At 34.4% G+C, this 25,940-nt stretch carries 31 protein-coding genes; 11 read left to right on the top strand and 20 right to left on the bottom strand.

Annotated features, from left to right (window positions below):
- Nucleotides 1–34 precede the first annotated feature (34 nt).
- Both BLS35_RS09105 and BLS35_RS09100 read right to left on the bottom strand, forming a co-directional pair.
- On the bottom strand, nucleotides 35–1,132 hold the full coding sequence (locus BLS35_RS09105) for a phage major capsid protein (protein ID WP_090780069.1): 1,098 nt from the start codon (nucleotides 1,130–1,132) through the stop codon (nucleotides 35–37).
- Nucleotides 1,133–1,140: 8 nt separating this feature from the next.
- Complete coding sequence (locus BLS35_RS09100; RefSeq protein WP_090780067.1) at nucleotides 1,141–1,890, bottom strand: HK97 family phage prohead protease; 750 nt, start codon at nucleotides 1,888–1,890, stop codon at nucleotides 1,141–1,143.
- Nucleotides 1,891–2,063: 173 nt separating this feature from the next.
- Between BLS35_RS09100 and BLS35_RS09095 the strand changes: the two genes are divergently transcribed.
- Both BLS35_RS09095 and BLS35_RS09090 read left to right on the top strand, forming a co-directional pair.
- Nucleotides 2,064–2,519, top strand: coding sequence for a Panacea domain-containing protein (locus BLS35_RS09095; protein ID WP_090780065.1), 456 nt, complete (start codon nucleotides 2,064–2,066; stop codon nucleotides 2,517–2,519).
- Nucleotides 2,519–2,914, top strand: a complete 396-nt coding sequence (locus BLS35_RS09090; RefSeq protein WP_090780063.1) for a hypothetical protein — start codon at nucleotides 2,519–2,521, stop codon at nucleotides 2,912–2,914. The genes BLS35_RS09095 and BLS35_RS09090 overlap by 1 nt, the downstream gene beginning before the upstream one ends.
- 1 nt (nucleotide 2,915) lies before the next feature.
- Here BLS35_RS09090 and BLS35_RS09085 read toward each other — a convergent pair whose 3' ends face one another.
- The 5 genes from BLS35_RS09085 to BLS35_RS09065 all read right to left on the bottom strand — a co-directional run bounded on the left by BLS35_RS09085 (nucleotide 2,916) and on the right by BLS35_RS09065 (nucleotide 7,998).
- Complete coding sequence (locus BLS35_RS09085; RefSeq protein WP_090780061.1) at nucleotides 2,916–3,155, bottom strand: hypothetical protein; 240 nt, start codon at nucleotides 3,153–3,155, stop codon at nucleotides 2,916–2,918.
- Between the two features lie 12 nt (nucleotides 3,156–3,167).
- Complete coding sequence (locus BLS35_RS09080) at nucleotides 3,168–4,844, bottom strand: phage minor head protein (protein WP_090780059.1); 1,677 nt, start codon at nucleotides 4,842–4,844, stop codon at nucleotides 3,168–3,170.
- 31 nt (nucleotides 4,845–4,875) lie between these two features.
- Nucleotides 4,876–6,228, bottom strand: coding sequence for a phage portal protein (locus BLS35_RS09075; protein ID WP_090780057.1), 1,353 nt, complete (start codon nucleotides 6,226–6,228; stop codon nucleotides 4,876–4,878).
- A gap of 69 nt (nucleotides 6,229–6,297) precedes the next feature.
- Entirely contained in the window at nucleotides 6,298–7,596 is a 1,299-nt protein-coding gene (locus BLS35_RS09070; RefSeq protein ID WP_090780055.1) for a phage terminase large subunit, read from the bottom strand.
- Entirely contained in the window at nucleotides 7,597–7,998 is a 402-nt protein-coding gene (locus BLS35_RS09065; protein ID WP_090780052.1) for a terminase small subunit, read from the bottom strand. It lies immediately after the preceding gene.
- Nucleotides 7,999–8,849: 851 nt separating this feature from the next.
- Between BLS35_RS09065 and BLS35_RS09060 the strand changes: the two genes are divergently transcribed.
- Entirely contained in the window at nucleotides 8,850–9,356 is a 507-nt protein-coding gene (locus BLS35_RS09060; RefSeq protein WP_132225970.1) for a hypothetical protein, read from the top strand.
- A 175-nt stretch (nucleotides 9,357–9,531) separates the two neighbouring features.
- Nucleotides 9,532–9,738 (top strand): hypothetical protein, encoded by a 207-nt coding sequence (locus BLS35_RS09055; protein WP_090780048.1) that lies wholly within the window; start codon nucleotides 9,532–9,534, stop codon nucleotides 9,736–9,738.
- A 57-nt stretch (nucleotides 9,739–9,795) separates the two neighbouring features.
- Here BLS35_RS09055 and BLS35_RS09050 read toward each other — a convergent pair whose 3' ends face one another.
- The 6 genes from BLS35_RS09050 to BLS35_RS09020 form a co-directional block, all read right to left on the bottom strand.
- Nucleotides 9,796–10,164: a hypothetical protein gene (locus tag BLS35_RS09050; protein WP_090780046.1), complete on the bottom strand. Its 369-nt coding sequence runs from the start codon at nucleotides 10,162–10,164 to the stop codon at nucleotides 9,796–9,798.
- Nucleotides 10,165–10,424: 260 nt separating this feature from the next.
- Nucleotides 10,425–10,874 carry a hypothetical protein gene (locus BLS35_RS09040; protein ID WP_090780042.1) on the bottom strand — a complete coding sequence of 150 codons (450 nt, stop codon included), beginning with the start codon at nucleotides 10,872–10,874 and terminating at the stop codon, nucleotides 10,425–10,427.
- A 148-nt stretch (nucleotides 10,875–11,022) separates the two neighbouring features.
- Nucleotides 11,023–11,187, bottom strand: coding sequence for a hypothetical protein (locus tag BLS35_RS27715; RefSeq protein ID WP_165973280.1), 165 nt, complete (start codon nucleotides 11,185–11,187; stop codon nucleotides 11,023–11,025).
- A gap of 67 nt (nucleotides 11,188–11,254) precedes the next feature.
- Nucleotides 11,255–11,755, bottom strand: a complete 501-nt coding sequence (locus BLS35_RS09035) for a hypothetical protein (protein WP_132225971.1) — start codon at nucleotides 11,753–11,755, stop codon at nucleotides 11,255–11,257.
- A 443-nt stretch (nucleotides 11,756–12,198) separates the two neighbouring features.
- Entirely contained in the window at nucleotides 12,199–12,420 is a 222-nt protein-coding gene (locus tag BLS35_RS09025; RefSeq protein ID WP_132225972.1) for a hypothetical protein, read from the bottom strand.
- A gap of 4 nt (nucleotides 12,421–12,424) precedes the next feature.
- Nucleotides 12,425–12,937, bottom strand: coding sequence for a hypothetical protein (locus tag BLS35_RS09020; RefSeq protein WP_090780033.1), 513 nt, complete (start codon nucleotides 12,935–12,937; stop codon nucleotides 12,425–12,427).
- 153 nt (nucleotides 12,938–13,090) lie between these two features.
- Here BLS35_RS09020 and BLS35_RS09015 point away from each other — a divergent pair, with 153 nt between their 5' ends.
- Nucleotides 13,091–13,336, top strand: coding sequence for a helix-turn-helix domain-containing protein (locus BLS35_RS09015; protein WP_090780032.1), 246 nt, complete (start codon nucleotides 13,091–13,093; stop codon nucleotides 13,334–13,336).
- A 3-nt stretch (nucleotides 13,337–13,339) separates the two neighbouring features.
- Here BLS35_RS09015 and BLS35_RS09010 read toward each other — a convergent pair whose 3' ends face one another.
- The gene (locus BLS35_RS09010; RefSeq protein ID WP_090780030.1) at nucleotides 13,340–13,603 is read right to left on the bottom strand and encodes a hypothetical protein; all 264 of its coding nucleotides are present in this window, start codon (nucleotides 13,601–13,603) and stop codon (nucleotides 13,340–13,342) included.
- A gap of 131 nt (nucleotides 13,604–13,734) precedes the next feature.
- Nucleotides 13,735–15,177, bottom strand: coding sequence for a hypothetical protein (locus BLS35_RS09005; protein WP_090780029.1), 1,443 nt, complete (start codon nucleotides 15,175–15,177; stop codon nucleotides 13,735–13,737).
- A gap of 345 nt (nucleotides 15,178–15,522) precedes the next feature.
- Here BLS35_RS09005 and BLS35_RS09000 point away from each other — a divergent pair, with 345 nt between their 5' ends.
- From BLS35_RS09000 to BLS35_RS08980, 5 genes are all read left to right on the top strand, one after another.
- Complete coding sequence (locus BLS35_RS09000) at nucleotides 15,523–15,768, top strand: hypothetical protein (protein WP_090780027.1); 246 nt, start codon at nucleotides 15,523–15,525, stop codon at nucleotides 15,766–15,768.
- A 94-nt stretch (nucleotides 15,769–15,862) separates the two neighbouring features.
- A complete protein-coding gene (locus BLS35_RS08995) occupies nucleotides 15,863–16,126 on the top strand; it encodes a hypothetical protein (RefSeq protein ID WP_090780026.1) in 264 nt (87 codons plus the stop codon).
- Between the two features lie 5 nt (nucleotides 16,127–16,131).
- Nucleotides 16,132–16,407, top strand: a complete 276-nt coding sequence (locus tag BLS35_RS08990; RefSeq protein ID WP_090780023.1) for a hypothetical protein — start codon at nucleotides 16,132–16,134, stop codon at nucleotides 16,405–16,407.
- A 333-nt stretch (nucleotides 16,408–16,740) separates the two neighbouring features.
- On the top strand, nucleotides 16,741–17,013 hold the full coding sequence (locus tag BLS35_RS08985; RefSeq protein WP_090780021.1) for a hypothetical protein: 273 nt from the start codon (nucleotides 16,741–16,743) through the stop codon (nucleotides 17,011–17,013).
- 53 nt (nucleotides 17,014–17,066) lie between these two features.
- A complete protein-coding gene (locus BLS35_RS08980; RefSeq protein WP_090780019.1) occupies nucleotides 17,067–17,618 on the top strand; it encodes a hypothetical protein in 552 nt (183 codons plus the stop codon).
- Between the two features lie 266 nt (nucleotides 17,619–17,884).
- Here the strand turns inward: BLS35_RS08980 and BLS35_RS08975 are convergent, their stop codons facing one another.
- Nucleotides 17,885–19,081 (bottom strand): tyrosine-type recombinase/integrase, encoded by a 1,197-nt coding sequence (locus BLS35_RS08975; RefSeq protein ID WP_090780017.1) that lies wholly within the window; start codon nucleotides 19,079–19,081, stop codon nucleotides 17,885–17,887.
- A gap of 182 nt (nucleotides 19,082–19,263) precedes the next feature.
- Entirely contained in the window at nucleotides 19,264–21,285 is a 2,022-nt protein-coding gene (locus BLS35_RS08970) for a thioredoxin domain-containing protein (RefSeq protein ID WP_090780015.1), read from the bottom strand.
- Between the two features lie 83 nt (nucleotides 21,286–21,368).
- On the opposite strand from BLS35_RS08970, the gene BLS35_RS08965 reads away from it, so the two are divergent.
- On the top strand, nucleotides 21,369–22,466 hold the full coding sequence (locus tag BLS35_RS08965) for a mandelate racemase/muconate lactonizing enzyme family protein (RefSeq protein ID WP_090780013.1): 1,098 nt from the start codon (nucleotides 21,369–21,371) through the stop codon (nucleotides 22,464–22,466).
- Nucleotides 22,467–22,531: 65 nt separating this feature from the next.
- On the opposite strand, the gene BLS35_RS08960 is transcribed toward BLS35_RS08965, so the two are convergent.
- From BLS35_RS08960 to BLS35_RS08950, 3 genes are read right to left on the bottom strand one after another with little or no spacing between them, the layout of a single operon-like run.
- Entirely contained in the window at nucleotides 22,532–23,665 is a 1,134-nt protein-coding gene (locus tag BLS35_RS08960) for a TlpA disulfide reductase family protein (RefSeq protein WP_090780011.1), read from the bottom strand.
- A gap of 20 nt (nucleotides 23,666–23,685) precedes the next feature.
- Nucleotides 23,686–24,501, bottom strand: coding sequence for a DUF4465 domain-containing protein (locus tag BLS35_RS08955; RefSeq protein ID WP_090780009.1), 816 nt, complete (start codon nucleotides 24,499–24,501; stop codon nucleotides 23,686–23,688).
- Nucleotides 24,502–24,512: 11 nt separating this feature from the next.
- On the bottom strand, nucleotides 24,513–25,925 hold the full coding sequence (locus BLS35_RS08950; protein WP_090780007.1) for a RagB/SusD family nutrient uptake outer membrane protein: 1,413 nt from the start codon (nucleotides 25,923–25,925) through the stop codon (nucleotides 24,513–24,515).
- Nucleotides 25,926–25,940: the final 15 nt, after the last annotated feature.

Raw genomic sequence — 25,940 nt, 5'->3', positions numbered from 1 at the left:
CCACCTTCATTGAGTATAATAATCAGGTCAGTGATTAAGATTTTAATTTTGCCATTGCTGATGTAAAATCACCTGCAACGAATGCACCATTGTGATATACAGGTAATGCTAAACGCTCTTCTGCAACGATAGTGATTAAACCTTTTTTAGCATTTTCACCATCTGATGGATAGTAAGAAATTGCAACACCTTGGCGTTCTTTAATCTCTGCTCCATCACGGAACGATCCAACTAAAAATTTTCCTTCGGTAATAGCATTTGATTCTACAATTGGAACACCTGCAACACTCATATTACCAGATGGGAACAAGTATTCACCAGTGCTTGATTTAGCTAATTCTAATTTTGTTTTATCTGTCGGGTTAACCAAGATTGCAGATACAGTGTAATCAGCTTTAGCAATCATATTGATAGCAACTCTTAATACATCGTATTGGTTAACTGTAGCACCAGAACCCATAGTCAAAGTAGTTCCACTAAATTGAACAGCAGTTACCGCTACACCTTTGATATCACCAGTACCAAACAATAATTCCTGATCTTCTTTCTCCGCTAATTTTGCAGGTACACGATTTTGTAAATAACTTGAAATACCGTCAACGTCATTTAACATCTCTTTTGAGACAATTAAGTGGGTAGAGATAGTTTTAACTAATGCAGTTTCTTGGTTGATAGCAAAGCTAGATTCACCAGAGATAACACCTTCTTCTTTAATTGCTGCACCATTCACATAGCCAGATTCTTTTACATATTTTACTGCATCACTCGATGTAGAGCCAATAGCAAACAATTGTCTAGCATTTACTTTACGGTTTGCATAACCAGTAATACCTGGCTTATACTCAGGATTAATATCAGCCTGTGGCTTTAATACTGATGCCTTTAATTCAAATTTGAATCCTTTAGCTAATACATCGGGATTAGTTGAGCTGAATTGATTTTTTAATTCTTCACCAAAGGTTAATCCTTTAGCTGCGATATCTGCATTTTTAGCAGTTAATTGGTCAAATTGACCTTGCAATGCATCTAATTGAGTTTTTACCTCAGATTTTAATTCTATATTTGACTTTTCTAAGTCTGTTTTAATTGTTGCGCCTAATTGCTCCAATTCATTTTTAATGTTTAATTCCATTTGTTTGTTTATGAGAATGTTAATTGTGTTTTATATCCTTTTATAAAGGATTGTATAAGTTCTAAATCGTTGTTTTTTACCTCAACAACTTCATCTATCACCATCGGGTTATCTGTGTCCTGACTGTTTTGCAACGGGTCTGACTCATCAGCAACTGACTTTTCGGTTAAGTTTAAGTGTGTGGTTTTAACTTGGTTTAGAAATATGTTTAGTTGATCTACAGTATCAGTTGTGATATCTGACTTCAACATTTTTATCATTTTATCGCAGTTCTCAATTATTGTATCTGATGCAAACTGGCTTTTGAAACCTGTAAACTGAGCCTGACTATTTGCTCCCCACGTAACACTGGAGAACTCAAATAATTTCACTTCACTGATCTCATTATAAGAACCTCTATTAGTTGATTTAACCGTTTGAAATCCTATACTATGTTCTTTGATTGTACCATTCTTATAAAGCTCCAGAACTTCATCACCTAATTGTGTTTTGGCAATTGTAGTTTCAAAGTATAAGCCTTTTTCATCCTCATGTAAAATGGTCGGACGACCAAGTAACTGTACTGGATTGTGTTGATAAAGGTGTACAATACGAGCTTTGTTTCCAGATAGTGTTTTACTGAATGATCCCTTTGTGATCAGATCACCATCGGAATCAACAACATTGAATACAGAGGCATAACCACTGATGGTTCTGCTGTCTGTGTCTACCTGTAGATCAGTAAATTCATAAGATTTGTGCTGTAACTTTTTTGCCATTTATATCTGATTGTTTCAGATAAATAGGCTGTTGAATAGGCTTTACTAAGTCTTAAAACTTAATATTATTAGTCTTAAGACCACTGACTTCCTTTATACATCCGACAAATTTTACTTTAATAGTATGTACAATATTAAAAATATGTAGATATTTATATTAAAATAATTAAACAATGGAATCAGCATTAGGAATAGCTTCACATTTCATAGAGAAATCTTTTCAAGAAGATATTCGCCTTACTAATATGCAACTACAAAAAATGGTTTATATAGCCAATGGATTCTATTTAGCCTTAAAAGAAAAACCTTTAGTTAATGAAAATGTAGAGGCTTGGAGTTATGGCCCCGTAATCAGGCCACTTTATGACTCTTTAAGAGTATTTGGAAGCGGAAGGATAACTAACAACTTGCTAAGTCTATACTCATCCCCCGTTAATCTATCGGATTCAGATATAAAAGCAGTACTAGAATTTACTTGGAAAGCATGTAAAGATAAAGATGGTATACAATTATCAAATTGGTCACATAAAGAAGATTCACCTTGGACTAAGGCTGTTCAGGAACAAAAACCAATAATCCCAAATGAATATATGATAGATTATTTCAAGAAATTTTTAAAAAAGAAATAATGCCTGAGCTATTTTCCGAAGAACTTTTTGAAGAATCAGTAGAAAAACCAGAAATAAAGGATAACGCTGATGAAAAGAGCATTGCTGAAGTATTTGATTTGGAATTCGAAGCTCGTTCTTTAATGAATAAAAACTATGCACAAAATATTGAACAAAGAAAAGTATATGCAGACCTAATATTCTCATTAGTATGCATTTGGTTAACTATGGTTCTCATCATTTTAATTGCAGCTGGTAGAGGTGATTTAAAACTCTCTGACACAGTGCTTTCCTTATTAATCGGAACAACAACTGCCAATGTGTGTGGATTTCTATTATTTGTCGTAAAATATCTATTTAATGTTGAAGCCAGTTCTAAAGATTCAACATCCATCAAGAAAAAACGTAAGCAATAAATTAATCCTCAATAATCATATCATCCCATTCTTCTAGGTCTCTGGTATCAATACCACCATCTTTAAGGAATTGAATCTTATCAAAGAAAACATCATCACCAATCTGTTCTGGGAATTTTGAAATATGCTTTATTTTGCCAGATAAGATCTCATTAGGAATGCCATTCGGGAATGCTGCGCATGTAAAATCATCACCATTGAAATTAATGCACTTACTACAATATTTTATGTCTTTAATCATATTTATAAATACTTACATCTTTGATAAAGTGAAAAACTTATCAAAAAAACTACTGATGTAAACAGGTAGCTCAGGATCTTTCGCCATATACATTACAAAGGTTTCACTAAAAAACTCTCTGTGATCAGAAGATCCATACGCAGAAACCTTATAAATATCGCCATTTTTTTTGGCAAGTCTATATATTTCAATCTGTTCATTATTCAATTGCTCAGCCATTTGGATATAGCCTTGTTTTGCCTTACGGGCTTCTGATAATACCCTAGCACCATTAATACCACCTGCTAATTGATCGTGTAGAATATGACCAAATTCGTGGTGGATTGTTGTTTCCAGATATTTATCCGCACCATATTCAACTGTCCATCTTTTGAATTTAATATGCTCTTCGTACTCCTTAACTATTTTCAACCACCTGTAATTCTTAGTACTTTCATAATTATGTCTGGCAATCTCCAAATTTTTAGTCATTCTTACCTGATACCCCTCTGATGTATTACTTTGGTAGTTCTTTTTTATAATATCGTTGGTCTTCCAATATGAGTTTCTAATATTCAAAGTCTTATAATTGGCACTCATCAATGCACTATTTTGTTTAGGATTATTACCGATTTGTACCAATGAATCAAAACCAAATCTATTTTTAAGTTCAAATAGTACCCCATTCACCTCATTAGCTACATCAACATCTTTAATCCAATCAATGTTTGCCTCTTTAGCTATTTGGTTATTGACAATCCATTGTTGTGCCTCCTTAACTGTTGAAGCAGGTTTAAATCTATTCAGATCCTGTATTAAAATTGGTTTATCAAATAAATCAGGTTGTTTTACTGGTTTTTTAACTGGCACTGGATTGTTAACACCTTGTTGAATCACTTCTGACGCAGGGATAAATGCAACGGTGCATCTACAATTACATATATTATGTGCTTTAGCACCTAGTGAGCTATCACCTGGCTGCATCATCTTTTCACCCCCAACCTCAAACGCCTGATCAATTGGAATCGGTGTAGAATCTACCATCCCCGCATGCGCATCACGTGTACGACTATCACCAGATCTTGCTATCCATTTTTTGTATAAAACTAAACCACTAGATTTTGCAGCATACATTGCTCCTTTGTTACTTCCAACTGCATTTTCCGTTCTGGCGATGAGCAATGCACGTTTCTTTGTATCTATTGCATCAGCCTTTTCCAATATCAGCTTAGCAGTTTGTTTATGTGATAACTGTTCTTCAACTGCCTGTTGCATCACCTGTCTGATCTGCTCCTTTGTGGTTTTGGTTATACCAGATACCTTTTTTGCACAATCCTTACTTTGAGTAAACCGCAAAAACTCAGTTTTCCAGTAATTGATATGATCTATTGGTGGTTCAGGTGTTGGTTTGTATTGAGTTGGCTTTTTGGCTTTAGTCTGTAATATTAGATTACTAGCTTTCTGCTTCGGCAATGATTGAAATACCATAGATGCAGTAGCCATACCAACACTATTATATATGTTAACCAGAATATCTAATGTATCAGATTCTGATACCAATAGATCGATTGGAATAGATGGATTGTTTAAATATTCCTTTGCTGCTTTAGTATATATCTGTTTAAATCCTTTTAAAACAATCTGATAAGATAGTCTCTCATGTCTTTTAATCAGGTTACTATAAGCCCTGTAATACTGCTTTTCATTCATAATCTATATATTATGTGATCCTTTGAAAAGCTTATTGATAATCGCTTAAATCCTGATTATTAGTGTTATCCAATGATATTGATTGTTCATCAATTGGTACTAGACTATTAGGTATGTATATTTTATCCATTGCAGGATCGGGAAGAGTACCAAATTTAACTGCAGCTCTCTTCTCATTTGGTGTTAACCAATATTGGCGTTCGAGCTGATCAATCAACTCATTGATGTTTTGAGCTAATTCTGGTAAAACAGTAATATCAAAATCTATATAATATTGCTTACCATCGGCTTTACTATATGGTGCTACAAGCCATTTATTCAAATTATCTCTTAACTCAGTTAACAGTGGTACACATGTGTTAAATACCATTTGTTTGGCTGCTTCGCTGTAGTTGGAATATGTTTTATCGTTTGTGTTTCCAAGTAAAAGAGATGGAAATGAGTAAATATTACATAAGTCACGTAAATTAATATCCATTGATTCCAAAATCTGTAACTCATCTGATGGCTGTCCAAATTGAGTCCACGATAATTCCTGTGAAACTATCATAATTTCACCTGCTGACGCAGTTTTGAACCGATCTTTCATTTGTTCCATTTGCTCTGGACTCTCAGCGCCTGAAGCGGTCAACATACCAAATGCACCTCTATTTGCCATCACATTAGCTTGTGCATTGTAAGCCTCATTATTTAATGACATTACTTTAAGTCCTGCACGTAATGGTGACATACCATATACATTTTGACTTGATGAAAAGTCAGGGTTCCAAAATTTGAGATGCAGAATATTCTCCTTTTCCAACCTTTGATTGTTACCAATTAGATTATAGTAATCTACCTGATTATTGCTTGCTACAATATTCATTAACTGAGCAGGTAATGCTGTAAGAGATATTATTTTATCCTTATTCACCCCAAACTCAGGCTTAGCACCATATATGTAACTGTTACCAGTAACCAACTTATAACCAACAACCTCTTTCACAAAATCAGACCATCCCTGATTAGGATTCGGTTGTTCCAGTATGTTCATAATGGCGTGGCTATGCACTTCTACCATTGATGAAGACTTGCATTTGAACGCTTCCACGCTCATCAGGTTGTTACTAGTATTAAATGATTTATACCTTTTGAAATCTTTCTGTTTATCCTTTTCAATGGTATATAAGTAGAATGGCACTGCTGCAATCTTATCTGAAATTTGCTTCACTATCGAATAAATTACAGGGTTACTTGTATATCCGTTTGTAATGTACTGAGTACTATTATCGGTAAACCACGTCACACCATTATTGATCAATGGATATACTATTGGTGCTGTTTGTGCCTTTTGCCGTATTGGCTCAGGTTTATTGTTGTAAAAAAATAGGTCTAAAAATGCCACGCTTCATTGTTTTAATCTTTTGTTGTAATCTCTCATGTAATGAGGGTATATGTTTATAAATAGTCTGTTCTATACGAAAAAGAAAGGTTGTTTTAATTCGAGGTATTCACGCATAATTAAACTGTCTGAAAAATCGGGGCTATGGCCTATGATCTGTTTAATCTGATCTTTCCCGATCACCTCCAACTTACCTGTATCATTATCCATATTACAGCGTTTAAGCTGCTCTAATTCCACTATTATATCTTGTTTATACCTTAGGTCTTTGATGTAATAACCACTAGATGATGCTCTCTCACAAAACTTGTAGATACATTGAGTTTTAAGATTTTTATAGTTTTCGTTGTTTAGGGCTTTACCACCATTATGGAATGCTTTTGCACCTTGGAGGAATCCACCTACGAATGAGCCAACACCATCAGCATCATATACTATTCTGCTCTTTGGCACTCCATAGGTGTTAGACATATTTTCTATTGCTGTAATTACTCCAGGTCCATCACTCTTTGGTATTACGTTAATTTGTTCTGCAATGAATCCATTCCAATAGGTTATCACCAACTTATCAGCTCCCTGCATAGCTATATCTGCTGTTATAGCTTTCTTTGTAGGATCAGGTGAAACATGTTTATTTGTGAATAAATCCAATATCTGATCAAATGATAAGAGTGTTGATGGATCAGAATCATAATCCCAATTCCCGAATAATAAACGTTCCTTAGATGCCTGATCTAAGGTGTGTAATGAATCAATATAATGTTGTGATATATAAGGGTTATCTGTTACTAAAGCCTGTATAAACCTCTTATATTGCTCTAATGAGCCATCATTACTTTTCTTATAAAACTCACTGTAAACCCAATTTTTACTAGGGTTACATGTGCCCAAAATCTTTGGAATAATGTCAAACTCATCTAATTTATACCTGATACGTGACTTCACTATTAACCACGCCTTTTCGCTGACCTGGTTGCACTCATCAATGAATGCTCCTGTGATCTCTAATGAACCTAATGAATCAAAATTTGGATCACTTGGATATGTGAATAAGTCTTTAAGAATGATTTCAGAACCATTGAAGAACTTAATTACACCTGATTGTTGGTTATAATTGAAATGCTCATTTGGTACTAATCCCTGTAATTTACAGACATCGAATAAGCTGTTTAATGTGGTTTCTTTAAGGCTTTTTAATTTTGATCTACCTATTAAATATCTGCAACCAGTGTATTTTAAGCAGTTTTTTAAAACCCAATAACATCCTAAGAATGACTTTGCTGATCCTGCACCACCTCCAAAGATGATCTCAGTAGTGATATCATCCTCTAATAGGTCTAGTGCAATAGTTTGTTTAATGGTTAGATTCAATTATTCAGAATCCTTTCCATTATCATAGGTTTTCACCTCATTCCAGACAATTGACTCACCTTTACTGGTGTGGTCAACCTCATGTTTATCGCTCCATTTGTACTTATTTTTTAATACAAATATTGCAATGGCAGTATTCATCTTGTTTGAACCTGCAAGCTGTAGTATGTTAGCTTCAATAAGACCTTCAATCCTTTTTATTGTGTCGGAAACTTGCTTATCAGTCTCGAATTTTTTAGTCCATTCTGACCATACTTGATGATAAAGGTCTAGTTCAGCCAACGCAACACCCAGATAAAAAATCTTATCTGTTTTTACCTTTTGCAAAATTTGTGTTAAATGATCTAAAACGACTTGTTTAGTCCATTTTTCTGCATATTTATTGTCTTTTTTTGCTGCCATTACCTGATTCTTTCAGATAAATAGCTTCAATAAGGGCTTATTAGAGATGCAACAACTTAATAAAGTTTAGTTTTTCTTTATTAACTCCAAACCGTAAAGCCTTTGTAAGGTGTACATATTGACACATAACATAATCCGAGGTAATTTTAGCATATGAAAAAACAGTATGATTTACATCGTTATAATTCCGTTATAATTCCGCTAAATCGGGATATAAATAATACAGAAATTTACCATTACTTACTAGGTGCAGATAGTCGGTACTTAGACGATAGAGAAATAAAAATGGTTATGATATTTACTCCCGTTAGATAGTAAATGAGAAAAATAAAAACGTATTAATTGTATAGGTAATTTTGGATTATGATTTTAAAGAACATAAAATTTTCACCCTTTGAGTTTTTCAAAACACTCATAAAATGCTTTTTTACTTGGCTGTTGAGAAATCACCCATTAAGTGAAACTAAGAAATACGACAAAAATGGAAATTTACTTGAATCAACGACTACATATCGCCCTTAATACTATGAAAGAAATATTTTCAAAAAAAACAATAAGTGAGATTATAATAATCTTAAGTCTGATTACTGCATTACTAAATTTTATAACCGCCATAATTAAATAAAAAACCACCTACAAATTAATGCAGATGGTTATCAATCCTTTTGCAGGTTCAGGTGGCTTTTACTTTTAATCTGTTTTTATATATTTACATTAGCCATCCAATTTCAAATGAATTAAAATTAACCTAATCTCAAACTATCCCTAAACTCTAAATAATGCACGAATTTAGAAACCCGCTGTATTCTCTGGCTATGATATTATATATCACAACCCAATTTTTCTTACTAATGAAACTTAGCTTTTGGCTTCAGCAAAAATTCGATATGTTGGAGATAGAAATGAATCTATTTGCATTGGTAATTATTTATTTATTAGTTGGTTTTTTAATGATGGTCGCCTTCAACATCATATTTACATTTGCCTCGGATATTACAATTCGACAAATAACGAAATTATTACCTGATAGGCCATATGCAGTTTGGTTTACCAGAATTTATTCCATTGCATTTTGCACAATCCTCATTTTTTATACATTTGGTGCTGGCAGGACTTGGAATAGCATTTATATATATGTTGTTCTAGTTACAGTAATGATGAGATCAGTTTACATTAATATTTTTCTAACGAATGAGAACTTACTGGTTAAGAAGTTAAGTGCAGAAGCAAATATGAGTGAAAAGGCATATCGTGCAGAGATTAAACTTGCGATCAAAGAAAAAAAGGATCAAATCAAAATGATTGCAAGAATTAAGAAAAAGGTTTACGAACTTAATAGAGAGGATTCTGATGATTAGTGCTATGTTCCTAAACTAATGCTAGGAAGTAACATCAGACCTAGTAGCACCATTCACCGCTCGGATATCTATCCCCTTACATGTCTAAGCCACATATGAACCTGATTTGTCCATTTTTCTGCATACTTATTAGAAAATTCTTAAATTCCAACCAAATTTGATTTTAATAAAATATATGGAATATACAATTGAAACAGGGGATAGAGTTAGACACAAAAACCCTCTAATAAATAGCGGTTTAGAGACTACAGTGATTGATGTGGAAAATGGTAAAGCATTATGTGGTCATTTTGATCGGGAACTAACACATAAAGAAAGTTGGTTTGAAGTTGAAGACCTGCATCTAATATCAAAATCTGACGGATCATTTTTGGATATGTGATCGACAAAATGATACAGATTGTTGCTATATGGGCTGCATCATGTGCAGCCTCTATGTTTATATCAATGGCTTCAAAGTTACATTGTGGTACATCTGTAGTTTTACCATAAGTTTCTGAATCTCTTCATAATATTCTTTATCTACGCTAACATAATCCCACGCAGTATAGATCAACTGACATATCCATTCGTTATTAACATGCAGGTATTTGGCTATAATATCACCTGATATATTGTAGAACATTCGTCCTAAGAATGCAATCTTGCGTCTAGCCTCACTAATCACCCTTTTGCGTGTTCTGGAAAATAATTCGGCTCTATCAATCTTGTATTCGTATACCACGAAATCAGTGATTAGCTCTAGTCTTGATAGCTGTAGATCAGCTGTGTAAGTTTTTATACTTTTATATTCTTTAATGTTTTTCATTTCAATTATTTTCTATTTCATTGTAATCAATGGCGTTATCCCATTGAATATTGTCCCCGTTGTCATCGCAGGGTATTTCTTGGATTAATTTACCTGTAACATGCAGACCTTTGATAGATGCCTGATATTCGGCATCAGTCCAATTTATTGCTGATATTCTGTCTCCTGACCATCTGAAGCCATTGACATAATAATGAGTTGTGTAAATCATAGTACCTCCGCTATTACCCAGATCAGTATTATTATTGCACCTATTATCATTATTTGTACCTCCTATCAGCTGCGAATAATGGCAGATGTATCACATCTTTTAACACCTTCTGTGTGGCATAATCACCAATTGTAATGTCGTTCATCCATTGTTGTTGTACTGAATATTTTTCTTTTACATGTGTAAGGTCAAACAGGAATGATTTTCCATCGATATAGGTTACAAAATAAAATGCCTTACCATTGTTAGCTTTAGCTATATCCAGTAAATTATCTAGTTTTTTTAGCTCTAAAAATGTTGTACCATAATCTGTAGACTTTATATTTCGGCCTTTGGCCTCAATATACATGTTGATATGTGTTGCTCCGCTTAGATCAACGACTTCATATCTATCAGGCATTGGTGTCCAGGTCATCCCGCTATGGATGCTAATGAATTTATCTCGGCCTATTTGTTCTGCTTCTGATACTCTTGTTGCTGTGTTATTATATATATGCATAACTTAATTAGTTTATACATATAAATAGTAGGCAGAAAAGGAAAATGTAGTTTTTGATAAAAAAAAGTGAAAATATTCTTAAATAATAAAGCCCCTGATTTATCATCAGAGGCAGTCAAAAATTTCCCATAATTTATTTAAGAGTAGTTTATTTATTTTTCAATCTCTCTTGCCTTTGTTGCTCAACTATTTGCTTCATCATATCAAGCATTACTTTTGGAGTTGCGTAATGTTCTGTCCCTTGCTCCAGTTCCAATTCTTCATCAGCATCATCTTCTAATTTTTCACCTTGTGCTTTGTTTTCTATGTCCATATTTTTTTGTTTTTTGCAATGTGGAAGAATTTTAAGGCTTTAAAAAATTTATTTTAAAAAACTAGGATTAATAAACATCATTCTTCTTTGGATCAGGCTTAATCTTTACCATATCATCAATACCACCTGTGTAACTAATATCACCACCAAGTGTTGCAGCAAGCTCATTCATCGCTTTCCAAGCTTCATTAAACAAACTTCCTTTCATCCCACGATTAACGATCTGAATCAATGGATCTGTATCTTTTACCAACATATTTAATTGAAAACCTGTATTAAACATGCCTGTTAGGCGTATGCTATTATCTTTGCAAAAGACAACATAATAAGCCCCTGCACCGTACTTTGTGACAGGAGCAACACCAGTCTTCAACTGATAAATATCTTTGTCCTGAGAGGCTATTTCGATGCCTTTCTCAGCTAAAATAAGTTTTACAGATATAAAGTTATCTGATGCTGATTTATCATTTTTAATAATAATTTTATCTGATCCTTTTGGAGCTTGCTGCTGTGCAAAAAGCATGTTACACGCTAACAGCACAATTAATATTGTATATATCTTTTTCATAATTATAAATAGTTACTAATTAATGTTGAGACCTAACATCCAACGAATTGAAAACAGCCTGTGAAGTAAACAACTATGAAGAATATAATCGCATAAAGTAACCTACGAGCCTCGCTTTTTATTTTTTTGATTGCTTCTTCCTTTTCTTGTTCTGTCATAACTTGAAAGTTAAGTCTTTTTTCCACGTCTATATATAAGCTCTGATGAAGTCTATCTTTTTAACGAATATGGTTTTTACTTCAAATGGTTTTCCACCTATTGTATGCGATATAAACTCATCCTCAATTACATTTAAGCCATTTTCTTTAATTATTTTTTTAAATTTTCGAACTGAAATCTTATAAGTTCGACATGCTTCTGTTTGCGAAAAGTATAATTCTCTCTGAAATTCCATAATTTATCTTCTTCTAAATTCACGTGGCACCATTTAATTACTGATGGTCTTATGGGCAATAAATATCCCCTACCCTGTAATTAATGTATACAATACCAGTTACTGTTTCTGGTGGCAAATTCAGGGGGAAAAACTTGTAAACATCCCCTTGCGCTTCCTTCTCATAAATTACAAAACATCCCTTTGGTATAGGTTTCGGTGTAGGTTGTGGGGGATTAGGATATTCATTATCTGTGCAACCCGCTAAGCCAATACAAAGTAGAAGCGTCATTGATTTAATAAGTAGTATTCTCATTTTTCGCCATTGGATTAAGTAATATTCCCTCTTCTTTATCAGTTATCTTTAACCAGGCTGAGCCATTGATACACACCACTGATGCAACATACTTTGGGTATTGATATAATAGGTTCTGGTGCATTATTACGAACATATTATCAACTAAATAAGCAGGTACATTCAACTCGTAACAATATTTTTTATTCAATTTTTCTGGCTCTCTCACCTCAATTACAACTCTCTCATTGGAAAATGTATTACCTGCACCTAAGGCTACAGCATATAACTCTACCAGTGTCTGATTGTAGCTTATGATCCTACGCCATCCTGCGAATTGCGATGGTGTGATCCTAGTATATGACTTATACCCTGTTTTGAATAGAGAAAAACCATATTTGTAGCTTGTTACAGTATCTTTTTTGCAGGTAATATTTCTCGGGTGTAGTTGAGCAATTGCCCCAAAATTTAGGCATAGCAATGCCACTACGCTAACAGTCGTTATTTTTTTCATTATCAATTGTTTAGACAATGTAAATATAACACTTGTGCCTATCAAATCAATACACGAACACTACAATTATCGTTATCTAACTGTTAATCAGGATAATAAAAATAGGCACAAGTGTCTACAATAAAAATATTAATAATTGGGTGATTTGTGCAGATGGCTATTATTGAGAAAAGAAAGAATCCAGAAAAGAATGAAAAGCTGATAGAGGTTTTTGGATTAAATGTGCGCAAATACAGGTTAGAGCGTAATATGACCCAAAAAGATTTAGCAGATCTATGTGAGGTTGATACTATTACAATCAGTAGAATCGAACGTAATATCAGTAATACTACAATCAGTACAATTGCAATCATTGCCAATGCCCTAGGCGCTACAGCTGCTCAACTATTAGAAGAATAATTATTATAATGTTGTTCCCATAAGTAATGGATAAAGCCAGATACTTTTATCTTCATCCTCTAGAATATGATAACATACATCTCCCTCTTTTAAATCCTTTTTTAAAATATCAGAAAGTTTAAAACTAGATAATACACTTTTTGCAAGATAAATTGTGGTGATATTTTTACCATCTCCATCAATAGCTGTTATTTTTCTTTGTTTGTAGTTTATTTCTTTAGCTCCAATTTCATTTAGATATTCCAGAATTGGTATGTGCTTTCTCATAGTGTAAATATAAAAATAAAGAGGTGATTGCCATATTGCCACCACCTTATCCTTAATGACAAGAAAAACATATCTGATACTTCACTTAGTCCAACTTGATACAATATTATACTGAAAAAAAATCAAGTGAATTAATGTAAATTGATAAATTCCAAATCTTCATCATCATATATATATTCTGGTGATTCAATCATTGACTGTTCTGTTATGGTAACAACATCCATATCTGTCATCAGTTGGGTTAAGTCTTCATCATCAGGCGATTTACCAGTCTTAGATTTAAGATCTTTAAATCGCTTAATTTCATCTTTACTAGCTTCATTTAATGATTTAATATATTCCTTAATTTTACCCCATCTTTTTTCTACAGTTTTTTTATTTAATTTAGTTTCCGCATCCAATTTTGATATATCAGTAACTGTAGCAATTGTAATTTTACCATTAAATTCAAAATTCCAATCCTCAATGATATTATAGATTTTCCCAGTGGATACATCAGAATAATATATTGACTGTCTTTCACATCTTACCTTGTGTTTTTCATCCTTTGTTAACAAACATTTAGGGTTGAATATTATCTTTCTGATTTTAACTTTTGGTTCTAATGTACCATCTTTCAATTGTTTAAAGATAGAATCTACTTGCTTTTCTATTATAATATTTGGCAATGGTTCATTGCTAATACTAAGGTTAACAAACTTTGCGGAATTTAATATTTGACACCTACTTGCAGTAGGGTTTAACCATACAAGATTTCTTATATAAGTTATCATATATCTTTTTCTTCCATCTGTCAATAATTGGAATGGTCTAGTACAGTACACATATTGTAATCCATTATACCAGTCTTCTATATAATCATTACCATTAAAATCAAAATCATCTAGGTTATTATACTTTAATATATTTTTTACCCCATCGGTTACATTATGTTTTCCTTTTTTTATATTAATGTGACCAGTGGGGTATTTTTCAATGTTATCTAATTTTTCTTCATTTATAGATGAATAAACAAATGAATTATTATTAATAAAAATATTAGGGTCAAAAGAAATAATAGATTGTTGACTTATTTTTTTTGCATCAACATCATATATATTTTCAATACCTAAATCGTTAACTACATATTGATAAGTAGAATTGAAATTTTCAATTGTTAAATCATTAACCTTAACTAAGATTGAATAGCCTAATCCACCTACAGATTTATAATAACTGAATATTTTATTTCTATCCAACGTTTCAGGAATAAAACCAGTAGAGTCTACATCAATATATAATAATCCAGTACCGCAAGTATAGTTCTTATTTTCCCTATAAGAATTAAATATTCCATTATATGATACAGAAGGAAGTGGTAATTTTATTTTTTCATATTCCTTTTTTATAGCAGCTTTTATTACTTCATTTTTAGTACTAAAAAATTGTAATTTTAGCTTTCTAGCCTCGATTATTTTAGCTTTATGATCTTCAGAAGGAGATTGAATATTTTTGAAACATTGTTCAATGGTAATAGTACCTGCTACGTTAGGTGTGAAGGTATTAACGTAAGTGTTAATTTTAATTGCTTGCATTTATTTATTAATTTTTCCCTTTATTCTAGATGATCGATTAAGAGAATGGTGGGCAGCTACTCCCACCACTTTAAACTAATAATGCAAATCATCAAGATTTATATTAATAAATAGTGCGCTGCAAAAAAGAAGTACAATTATTTATTAATAATTGCAACAATAACCTGGAATCGAAAAAAGTCAAGCGATTTGGAGAAGATATTTCTCCAATATGTTGTGATGGTTACCCAGCACATTCTACTCACGTTTCCTTATCTACTAGGAATAAGCAACATAACTTCTGGTTCAACAATTGTGATACATATTTTCGAAACAGAAGTTAAATTATAATATCAAACAACTAGTATGAGCAACTACGACAATTACCAAAAAATAATCCCTATATATTTGGAAACAATAGAAGCATTTCCTTACGATGATATGGTCAATGATTACTTCAAATTTCTTGAAAAGCTTGTTAAAAAAGGATACACACTTACGATTCATCGAGAAATGGGCACTAAGAAGCAAGAAGTGCTACAAACAATTTCAGATGTTCAGCATGTAAAAAATTTCATCGCACACTACAAAAAAGCTATCGGAATTAGTTAGTTGAAGTGAAGTTTCAGAAGCAAATGAGCTAAGCAAGAAGAATAACATATTTAATGAGTTATTGCGTAACCAACTACTTTCTATATATTTAGCTATGAACCAAACCACCACCTACAGAAATAGAAAAGGGATTTCACCTGAAAAAATCTTCCAACAGATTAGAAATACTTTCCCTTTCAGTTATATGTATGATGATTCATCAGATAACACCTTGTTTGTGAAGAACATTAAAAATCAGCCTCAATTCACTGTCAACGTTGAAGATGGTAATGTGTATGTTTCCATCGCCAATCCGATGTTGATGGATTTAAATGATTCAAAGGCATTTAACGATCTAATAGAAAGCATTCTTAATTAACAAAAATGAAATTTCTAATAATTTGGATAATATTAACAATACTTATCGCAGGGTTCTACACCTATTTAGGTGATTATAAAGGCATAAAGGAAACGTTAAGACATTTTTTCTTATACACTTACATTTACTATGGTGTTGCGTTCTTAATTCTTTTTATAGGTGGTTTAATTTTCTATAATCCAAAAGAAGATAAAGAGTATAAATCAAAACTACACGAACCAAGTGATATTTATAATAATTTCTTTGGTATAAAAAATAAAGACACTGACGAAAAGAAATAGATATAAATTCTATATTTTTTCTTTCTTTGAGTTACTACAAAATTAAAATTACATAAACAATCTTTAACGAATTAGTTTAGTAACACATGTTACCAATGACCTGCTAAATGTGGGTCATTTTTATTTTATAATAAATTTTATAAAAAGCTTACTTTCTCTCTTTTCAACATCCGAAGGGTAATATAGATGATGTTTTATATTGCAGTTGGAGAAATAATAAAATTTACACTTTTCTCCACTACGTTACCAAAATATGTCATTCAAAAAAAATAATTATCACACATCGGTATTAATCTATATATTCAATTCTTAAACCAAAATGAGTATAATTATATGAAACCAAACAAAGCTTTAGTTGTGAATGTACAGGGAATTGTAGAAGTCCACGTAAATTGGAAACCAGATTACGAACCATACCTAATTGACCTAATAGGTAGAGGAGTAACCCAAATACAAAACGTGGAAAACATTAAGTACACAGTACAGTTTGATAGTCTTGCAAGGCACATAGATACTGAAAATCCACAGCCAATACTATTTAATAATCCAGAATTAGAATCAGACCTAGAAGAAACATATCGTAATATCATACATGTTTTTGGTTAATAATACTGCCTATTTACTGATTTAATCTTTACAAATTCTTTTATACTATAAATATGCTTATTTTAAATGCGCTCAAACCCGATATCAATAAACTAGGTCAGGAATTGACTAAACATGCAGGTTCCTCTTATGATGTGCTAATAAAACCAAAGGATGGTATTATTGCTATCTCTGATACAAATAATATTTTTACTTGCACTGTTACAGAAAAAAAACAATTTCCAGAAGTTCATTTAACTTTTAGCACTGCCCTACCAGAGGGTTTTCTTGAAAAATATGTAAATAACATAATCATCCCAACTTATGTAGATATTGATATTCAAAAAATATCTGATCAAATAAAAAAAGTTTTTAATGATTATCAAAGCAATAGCACTGAAGACGAAAGGTATATTGGTAGCTCATTCCTCTTTGAAAACCAACAGTATTTCTTAATGTCAAGCTTAGTTGAAGGCAGTAAGGTTTATGAATTTAAAATAGAGATCTCCAAAATAAATAAAGGTTTTAAATTACACTCAGTACCTATGTCTGATTTCATAAACACAAAAAAACAAAAAATAAGCGAATACATTAGAGAAATTGAAAATTACATAAACATCCATTAAAGAATTAATTTAACAATATATGTTACACGTGACCTGCAATAGTGGGTCATACTTATTTTATAGATTTTTAATGGTAACACTTGAATTTTTGCTTTTGTGATTTATTCTTGGTTTATAAATTTTATAAAATGAAACCACAACCATCAATAACTGAATTTGGCAGACAACTTAACATCTACTAGATTTGGTGTTTGCTGATGCTCTTAAAACAACCTAAAAACAAGAAGATTACTATACAACCAGACGAAATTAGCATTAATAAATCTTTAACCAATCTCTGATAACTCTTTAACTGTAATAGGACGACTGATAAGTTGACTCCTATCATATATTGACGTAGTGGTAACTTTTGCATGCCCAGCCCGCTTTTGAATCTCATACAAACTATGTACCTGAAATGCTCTTGTTATACTGGTGTGTTTAAAGTCATATAGCAATATCGATTCAAATTGCGGAAACTCCTCTTTAAAAGGCATCACGATACGCTCTCGAAACATAGATTGAGTAAATGGCTTATTCGGCTTAGTCTGATTTGAGAATCCAATTATATAATCTTCTTTATCAGGAATCCTATTGGTTTTTAAAGTATTATCCAAAATCTTTTGAATAATATCTTTTGTCTCATCACTGATAATGATAATACGATCCCGTTTACCTTTACCATCATAGATCTTAATCTGATTAGTATCAAGATTTACATCTGCAACCTGCAACTCCCTAACTTGAATCGGCCTTAATGTATTTTCTGCCACTAAACGAGTCATAAGGTTCAACCTTAGATACCGATCGTCTCTTGCAACAACCTCAAAAAATTCATCAAAAAGTTTTGAATCGATCTCGTTAAACTTCGGCTGCTGCTTACTAATATCCAACTTCTTAAGCTTTTTTGCGTGATTTGGAATCGGCAATTCGTGAATATCACTCAACCAAATATACAGCTGCGAAACATATACCATTTGCAAATTGATTGTGCTATTGCCCAAGCCTAGTTGCTTTAAATAAGTGCGATAATCAACCCATACGTTCGCTGTCAGATCTTGCAGTACTAAATCTTTATACTGAGCAGCTAGAAACCCACTTAACTTTTTATGTCGTTCCGTGTAGTTATAGATATCCTGAATTTCTTCTAATTGATGACGTTGTTTATGGTACTTCATAAACAAACCAGCAATTTCCATAACACCTGAAAACATAGTGATTTTATATCTTTCACCTGATGCTAACTTGGATACTCCATCCTTTAGCTTTGCAAGCTTGGATTCGAAAACATGTTTTAAGTCAGTCTTTCCGTCCCAGGATAGGTACAGTTGTTTTACACCATCTTTGTATTTTACTTGCTTACCATTGGCAAAGTACTCTATCCAATACAATGGATATTTATCGTTATTAATACTACTTGGGGCTACAAGAATAAATTTAACACCATTTTCAACCGCCAATAGGATACGCTGATACTTGCTCATTAGTACTATATTTTTAGATTTACAAATAATTAGTAGTATCAAAAGTAGTACTAAAACTATATAAAATCCAAATTAAACCCTAGGAAAAGACACAAAAACTTGCTGTCCTTCTTCATTAGTCGTATGCAATTCGTACGTTAATGATACTACTGTATTGGGTTTAATACTCATTGTGATGTTTTTTAATTTATCAATTTTAATGCTTCATCAACAGTAGCTACTGGCAACTGGCATACTTTATTTCGGCAAATATAGATTTTTGTTTCGTTGCTTTCCTTATCTTTTAACAAAGGAAGTTCAGAATTTGTTCCCCCTAATGTAATTTTATTGGGAATATAATGTTTATTGATCTCAGATTTCGCTTTTTCGATATGCTTACCCGTCAACGCAATTTCATTTATACCAAATACTTCTTCCAAAACTTGTATAGCCCAGTTGGAATAAGCAGAACCATAAGTCTTAATTTGAGGGAGTACCGCAGCAAGCATACCCTCTGCTTTAAGCGTATACAGATCATCATCAAAAAACAAGCCCAGCTTATGCAGATTTTGCGCCATTACCGAGTTTGATGCAGGAATTACATTATCCATAATCTCGTGTTTACGGGCGATTAAAACCTCCCCTGTTCCAGATGTATAAAACAACATCGGACTGTCGGCATCTTCAAAATTCAGCAATACATAATCCGTCAAACGCTTAGCCTCCGATAACCAACGCTCATTAAAATCATATTGATATAGCGTGATTAGGGCTTCTATAAAGAAAGCATAATCATCGAGGAAACCTGCAATAGTAGCCTTACCATTTTTATAATTACGGTATAAACCACCATCAGCAGTATTTAAATTTTCCAGGATAAATGAAACCGCTCTTTTTGCGAGTCCATAATAATGTGGGTTACCAAATATACCCGCACTTTCCGCCAAGCCTCTTATGGCCATCGCATTCCATGCCGTTAAACATTTATCATCCAGTCCTGGACGCACTCTTTTGCTCCGTTCTTCAAGCAACTTTAACTTCGCCTCTTTTATTTTCTCGAGCAGGTTTATTATGGAAACACCTTTAACCTCGGCATAATCCTCTTCCGTAAATTTCCGGAGTAAAATATTTGTTTGCTCCTCTTCCCAATTCCCTTCCTCAGTCACATTAAAATAATCAGCAAGTAAATCAGCATCAGCACCGAGTACAGCATCAAATGCTGCTTTATCCCATACATAAAACTTACCTTCTACCCCTTCACTATCGGCATCTAGCGCAGAATAGAACAACCCTTCTGGCGATGTCATTTCTCTCTCCAACCAGGCAATGGTTTCTTCTGCAATCTCCTTAAACAACATCGATTTCGAGTACTGATGAGCCTCAGCATATAAACTGATCAATTGACCATTGTCGTACAACATTTTCTCGAAATGCGGAACATGCCAGGCTCCATCAACAGAATAACGGGCAAAGCCACCCCCCACATGATCATAAATACCACCCATCGCCATTTTCTCGAGGGTAAGTAGGGCTGAAACATGGGTACCATCATCTTCCATCAGGTGACTATAACGTAGCATAAACTGCCAGTTATTGGGTAATGGAAACTTAGGGGCACGGTTATAGCCCCCCTCAGACATGTCAAAATAACGTTTCCAGGGCTCTATAATCTCTTTTAAATGCGTTGCGGTATACTCATCAACCTTTATATTCGGAATGATCTTCTCTGCATTTTTAATCCCATCGGTTAACCTATCGGCATACTGTTTTGCCTTGTCAGGTTCATTTGCCCACATATCTGCAACGCTCGACAATACATTAATCCAGTCCGCCTTTTTAAAATAGGTACCACCATAGATCGGTCGTTGATCGGGTAAGCAAATACAGTTTAAAGGCCAGCCACCGCTACCAGTCATTAGTTGTATAGCCAACATATAAATCTGGTCAATATCAGGGCGTTCTTCCCTATCCACCTTTATGCAAACAAAACTCCGGTTCATCACTTCAGCAACCTCATGATTTTCGAAACTTTCACGTTCCATTACATGGCACCAGTGACAAGCCGAATAACCTATACTCACCAATATCAATTTATTTTCATCTTTCGCTTTTTGCAAAGCCTCCTCTCCCCATTCGTACCAGTTTACCGGATTATAAGCATGTTGCAGTAAATATGGCGATGAAGCGTTGATTAAATTGTTGGATTCTTTATTTATATTAGACATGAGATTGAAATATGTGTTGTGAGATAAGTAGTACCAAATTTGAAACCATAAAGCTATCAATTAATATACTCAAACCATAAGAAATGAAGATTACCCATACCGATATTTACCGTTTCAGCATCCCCATTGAGCCATTTGTGATTGCAACAGGAACCATGCATTTTGCTCAGAATGTGTTCATTAGAATATACACTGATGCTGGTATTTATGGTGTAGGCGAATGCTCTGCATTTCCAATGATTGTTGGCGAAACACAGGAAACTTGTCTGGCTGTAGCCAAAGACTTGGCGAAGATCCTTATTGGTAAAGATCCGCTTGACATCCCCGAAAGGATGAACGACTTGTTGGGCTACATAGATCATAATGGTACCATTAAAAGTGCTTTTGACATGGCTTTGTTTGATATTTCGGCAAAAAATAAGAATATGCCTTTATATCAGTTTTTGGGTGGACAGAAACACAGCATCGAAACCGACATGACCATTGGCATTGGCAGTCCTGAAAACATGGCGATTTTAGCCCTAAAATACCAGAAACAGGGTTGCGGGATGATAAAAATAAAGCTTGGTAAAGATGTACATGAAGACATTGAGCGGGTAAAACAGATCAGAAAGGCTGTCGGTAACGACATGATCTTACGATTGGATGCCAATCAGGGATGGGATTTTGATGATGCACTTTTTGCGTTAGGTGAAATGGCACCACTTGACATTCAATTTTGTGAACAGCCTATGCGAACCTGGTATGACGATCGCCTGCCGGAACTCAGTCTAAATTCAGCCATTAAAATCATGGCCGATGAGAGCTGTTATAACCACCATGACGCCAGAAAACTGATCAACAGCAAATCATGCGATTACCTGAACATTAAATTTTGCAAATCAGGGGGTATTTTAGAAGCACAAAAAATTCATGAGGTTGCCCTGCAAACCGGCGTCAAATGTATGATCGGTGGCATGCTAGAAAGCAGACTTGCAGTAACCGCTAACCTACATTTTGCACTGGCCAGTCCAAATGTAGTTTTCCACGACCTTGACAGTTGTCTCTTAGGACATCTTATCGACCCGATTATTGGCGGTTTAACTTACAATGGCTATATCCTGGATGTGCCGGATACACCAGGTATTGGTGCAGATGCGGACCCCATGTTTTTAAAAGATTGTGATAAATGGGTGATATAACAAAAAAGGGACACCTGCTCAGCAGGATGTCCCTTTTTTATGCTTTTCATAGGTATGATTAGCGTTTATTTAGAAAGTAGTTCTGCTAACTTTTTATGAAGTTCTTCCCCTCTTAAGTTACTCGCTACAATTTTCCCATCTGGGCCGATTAAGTAATTCTGAGGAATACCTCTAACACCATATAGTACTGATGCAGCATTTTTCCATCCCTGCAAATCACTCAATTGAGTCCATTCTAGCTTATCAGTTTCAATAGCTTTTAACCAATCTGCTTTTTTACCCGGATTATCCAAAGAAACACCTAAGACAGTGAAATTCTTATCTTTAAATTTATGAAATGCAGATACTACGTTTGGGTTTTCCGCACGGCATGGTCCGCACCATGAAGCCCAAAAATCTAGCAACACATATTTCCCACGGAAATCAGAAAGCTTAACAGGTTTGTCGTTTACATCGTTCTGTGTAAAATCCAACGCCATAGAACCAACAGTAGTTAACTTAGTCGTTTCCATCTGTTTTGCTAAAGCTTTCCCAGAAGCAGAATTTCTCAATGCGGGTGTAAGCCCCTTAAAAATCGGCTCAATTACTGGCAAATCCATTTTACTTCCTGCTATTTCCTTTAAAGCCAATAAACTAAAATAAGAATCTGGATTGGCCTTAATATAGGCTTTCTGCAATCGCGTTTTTTCTTCCAGAGCAGGTTTATGTCTGTCTTGCAAACCTTGTCTAAAAGACGGTTCCTGTTTCTTTTCAGCAGAAGCCGCAGCCCATTCTGCGTCTAATCCATTCATTATAGCTTGCGGTGCAGCGATAACCTTTGTGTAAACGGCATTCTCCTGATTAATTTTAGAGCCAGTAATTACAGCTTTTTTAATCGAATCAGTCGCTTTTAACAATACCATTTTATCAGAATAAAACGAAATGGCATCTGCCCCTTTGGATGCAGCGCGCATACCTTTTCCGGCATGGTCAAGTATCAATCTAAACTGAACCGGTCCTTCTACGGCCCCTTTGAATTCAAATGAGCCATCTTTAACCGCGGCAGAATCTGTTACAAATTTTCCGTCTGCACGATAGCTAAGAAAAACCTTAGCAGCTGCATCTAGTTTTCCAATCTGTCCTTTGATTTGGTAAGGACTTTCCTGTGCAAATGCCATAGCCGGAGCGGACAACAACAGGGATACAATTATTTTTTTCATCGTTATATATAGTTTATTGTTTAATTTTTAATTCTAATACCATCCATGCAGAAATAGGATGGCGTTCTCATTACCCCCGCTACATTGTCTGATGAAGCCAAATGAAATACCACCTTGTCTACCTGTCCAAGCGAAGTCAAATCACATTTATACCAATCATTTAATAAATAGCTTTGTGTTGGATGAAGCGGATCATAGGTCATAGAACAAAGGAAAAACTCCTTAGTTCCGGTTTGAACTCCGCCTTTATAACCTATAGCAATAATTTTAAAATAGTCCTTATCAGCATCAACCATCTTTTTTACACCTCCGGGTACGTTAGCATACCATATGCCTTTTGGTGCTGCCTTTATGTTAGGATTGACCTCAGGTACGGCGACAGTCCCATAAACATCACCATATTTCATAGGTAAATACCCGTAGGTAGTATTGGCAACTAGAATATGTTCGATTACAGATGGTGTATTTAAAGTAAAGAAAGCATCATCATCCTTCACAGCAGCCACAGCAAATGTTTCCGTACGGTTATACTTTGCGGTAAACACACTAAATCTATTGGTATCTATAGCTGCCTGGGTATTTGTCCAGGTAAACGACCGGTTATTTCTATTGGAATAAGCAAAACCAGAAAACGAACCATCAGTATTTTTTTTAGTATTAAAATTTACTATTCCGGACTTGAATCCACCATCAGGAACAACAAATGAAAAATCATTCAATTTTATCTCATTAAATGTGATGTCATTTGTTTCAGGTACCAGCAAGTCATTTTTATCAGAGCAGGATGCTGTTAACAAGAGCAATCCGCCCAGTAACATATAAATAGGTTTTTTCATATTCGTTAAGATTATTTTAAGTCTGGATTTTGAGTGGCAAGTTTGTTACTGATCATCTCTGCATCAGGTATTGGCCAGATGTATTTATTTTCATCAAAATTCACATCCTTTTTCAAGCTGTAAACCCAGGGCCTCCCATCCTTCATAAACCTTAGAGAAGCAAACCACTCACTACCATTTTCTAAAGCCAGCTCCACCCAGATTTCTTTGAACAATACATCATAAAATTCATTTAAAGAAGAAGCTGTAAGTGCTGGCAACACCACGCTTGTTTTAGCCGCACGCATGGCATTTATTGGCTTTAAAGCATCTGTAACTGTCCCACCGGTTCTTGCAATCAATTCTGCTTCCATTAAGTACAACTCCGACCAACGGAAATAATAGGTGGCGTAGTTATCCTCCGGTCCAGTTACCCTGCCTCGGTGTGCCAATTTGGTGAATGCAGGAAACGTTCGATCATCCCAGGCCTCTGGTGACCTAACAATACCTGTTACCTCAGGATACCTTGGGTCGAAGGCCAACCAGCCAGTAGCAAATTCGAGATTGAATTTATGATTATAGATGATCCCATAAGAATAAGCAAATTCAGATAGCGTTCTTCCCGGTGACTCCAGATACCTGCTCCAAAGTACCTCTTTTGAATCCCAGGCATCCTCATACAGTTTCTTTACATTCGGTTCTATAAAAGCCTTTGGTTTTAGAGCCTGCACCAATTTTAAAGCTTCGGTATAGTCGCTTCCCTTGCCCCGATATAATAAAAGCTTAGCCTTCAATACCATTGCCATTTCCTTCGATAAGTACTTGGAACTCGTATAACTAGGAGCATTAGCTATTGCATCGTCAATATCCTCAAATATTTTATCGTAAGACGCTCCTACTGTAAGTCGGGCAACCTGAAGATTAGAAAGGTTGGCCATTTTATCGCGGTAGATCAAGCCATTCGGGTTCTCAGGTGTCGACCACCAATGGCACCGAGTCCACAACAACCAGCTATAGTTCCAGGCCCGGTATAAGCGTGCTTCAGCCACCATACTCTTTTTGCTGGGTAATCCAGCTGGAAACTGATTATCACTAAGTGCCGAAATGGAAATGATGGCAGCATTGGCTGCGTTTATTGCCGAATACATGCCTATCCAGCGATCACCATAGTCCTTATCCCCTTGTCTTGTCGCCATAGTGTAATTCACAGCATAGTCTCCGGTATAAAATCCGGCCATTGCCGATAGTGGAACCATCAAAGCTCCACCTAAATTTTGATTCTGCACTGTACCGTACATACCGTTCAATACATTTTTAGCCCCAGCATAATCAGTCACGGCATTGTCCAGCGTAAGGTTATGTGGAGGCTGCTTATCCAGGAACTTCTTACATGAAGCAAAAAGGATTAATCCTGCTAGAAGCGTATACAATTTAACTTTCTTCATCAGTATAATATTAAA

Source organism: Pedobacter sp. ok626 (assembly GCF_900100435.1).
Taxonomy (GTDB): Bacteria; Bacteroidota; Bacteroidia; order Sphingobacteriales; family Sphingobacteriaceae; genus Pedobacter.
The sequence above is the reverse complement of the archived record's forward strand: the minus strand, read 5'-3'. Positions and strand labels throughout refer to the sequence as shown.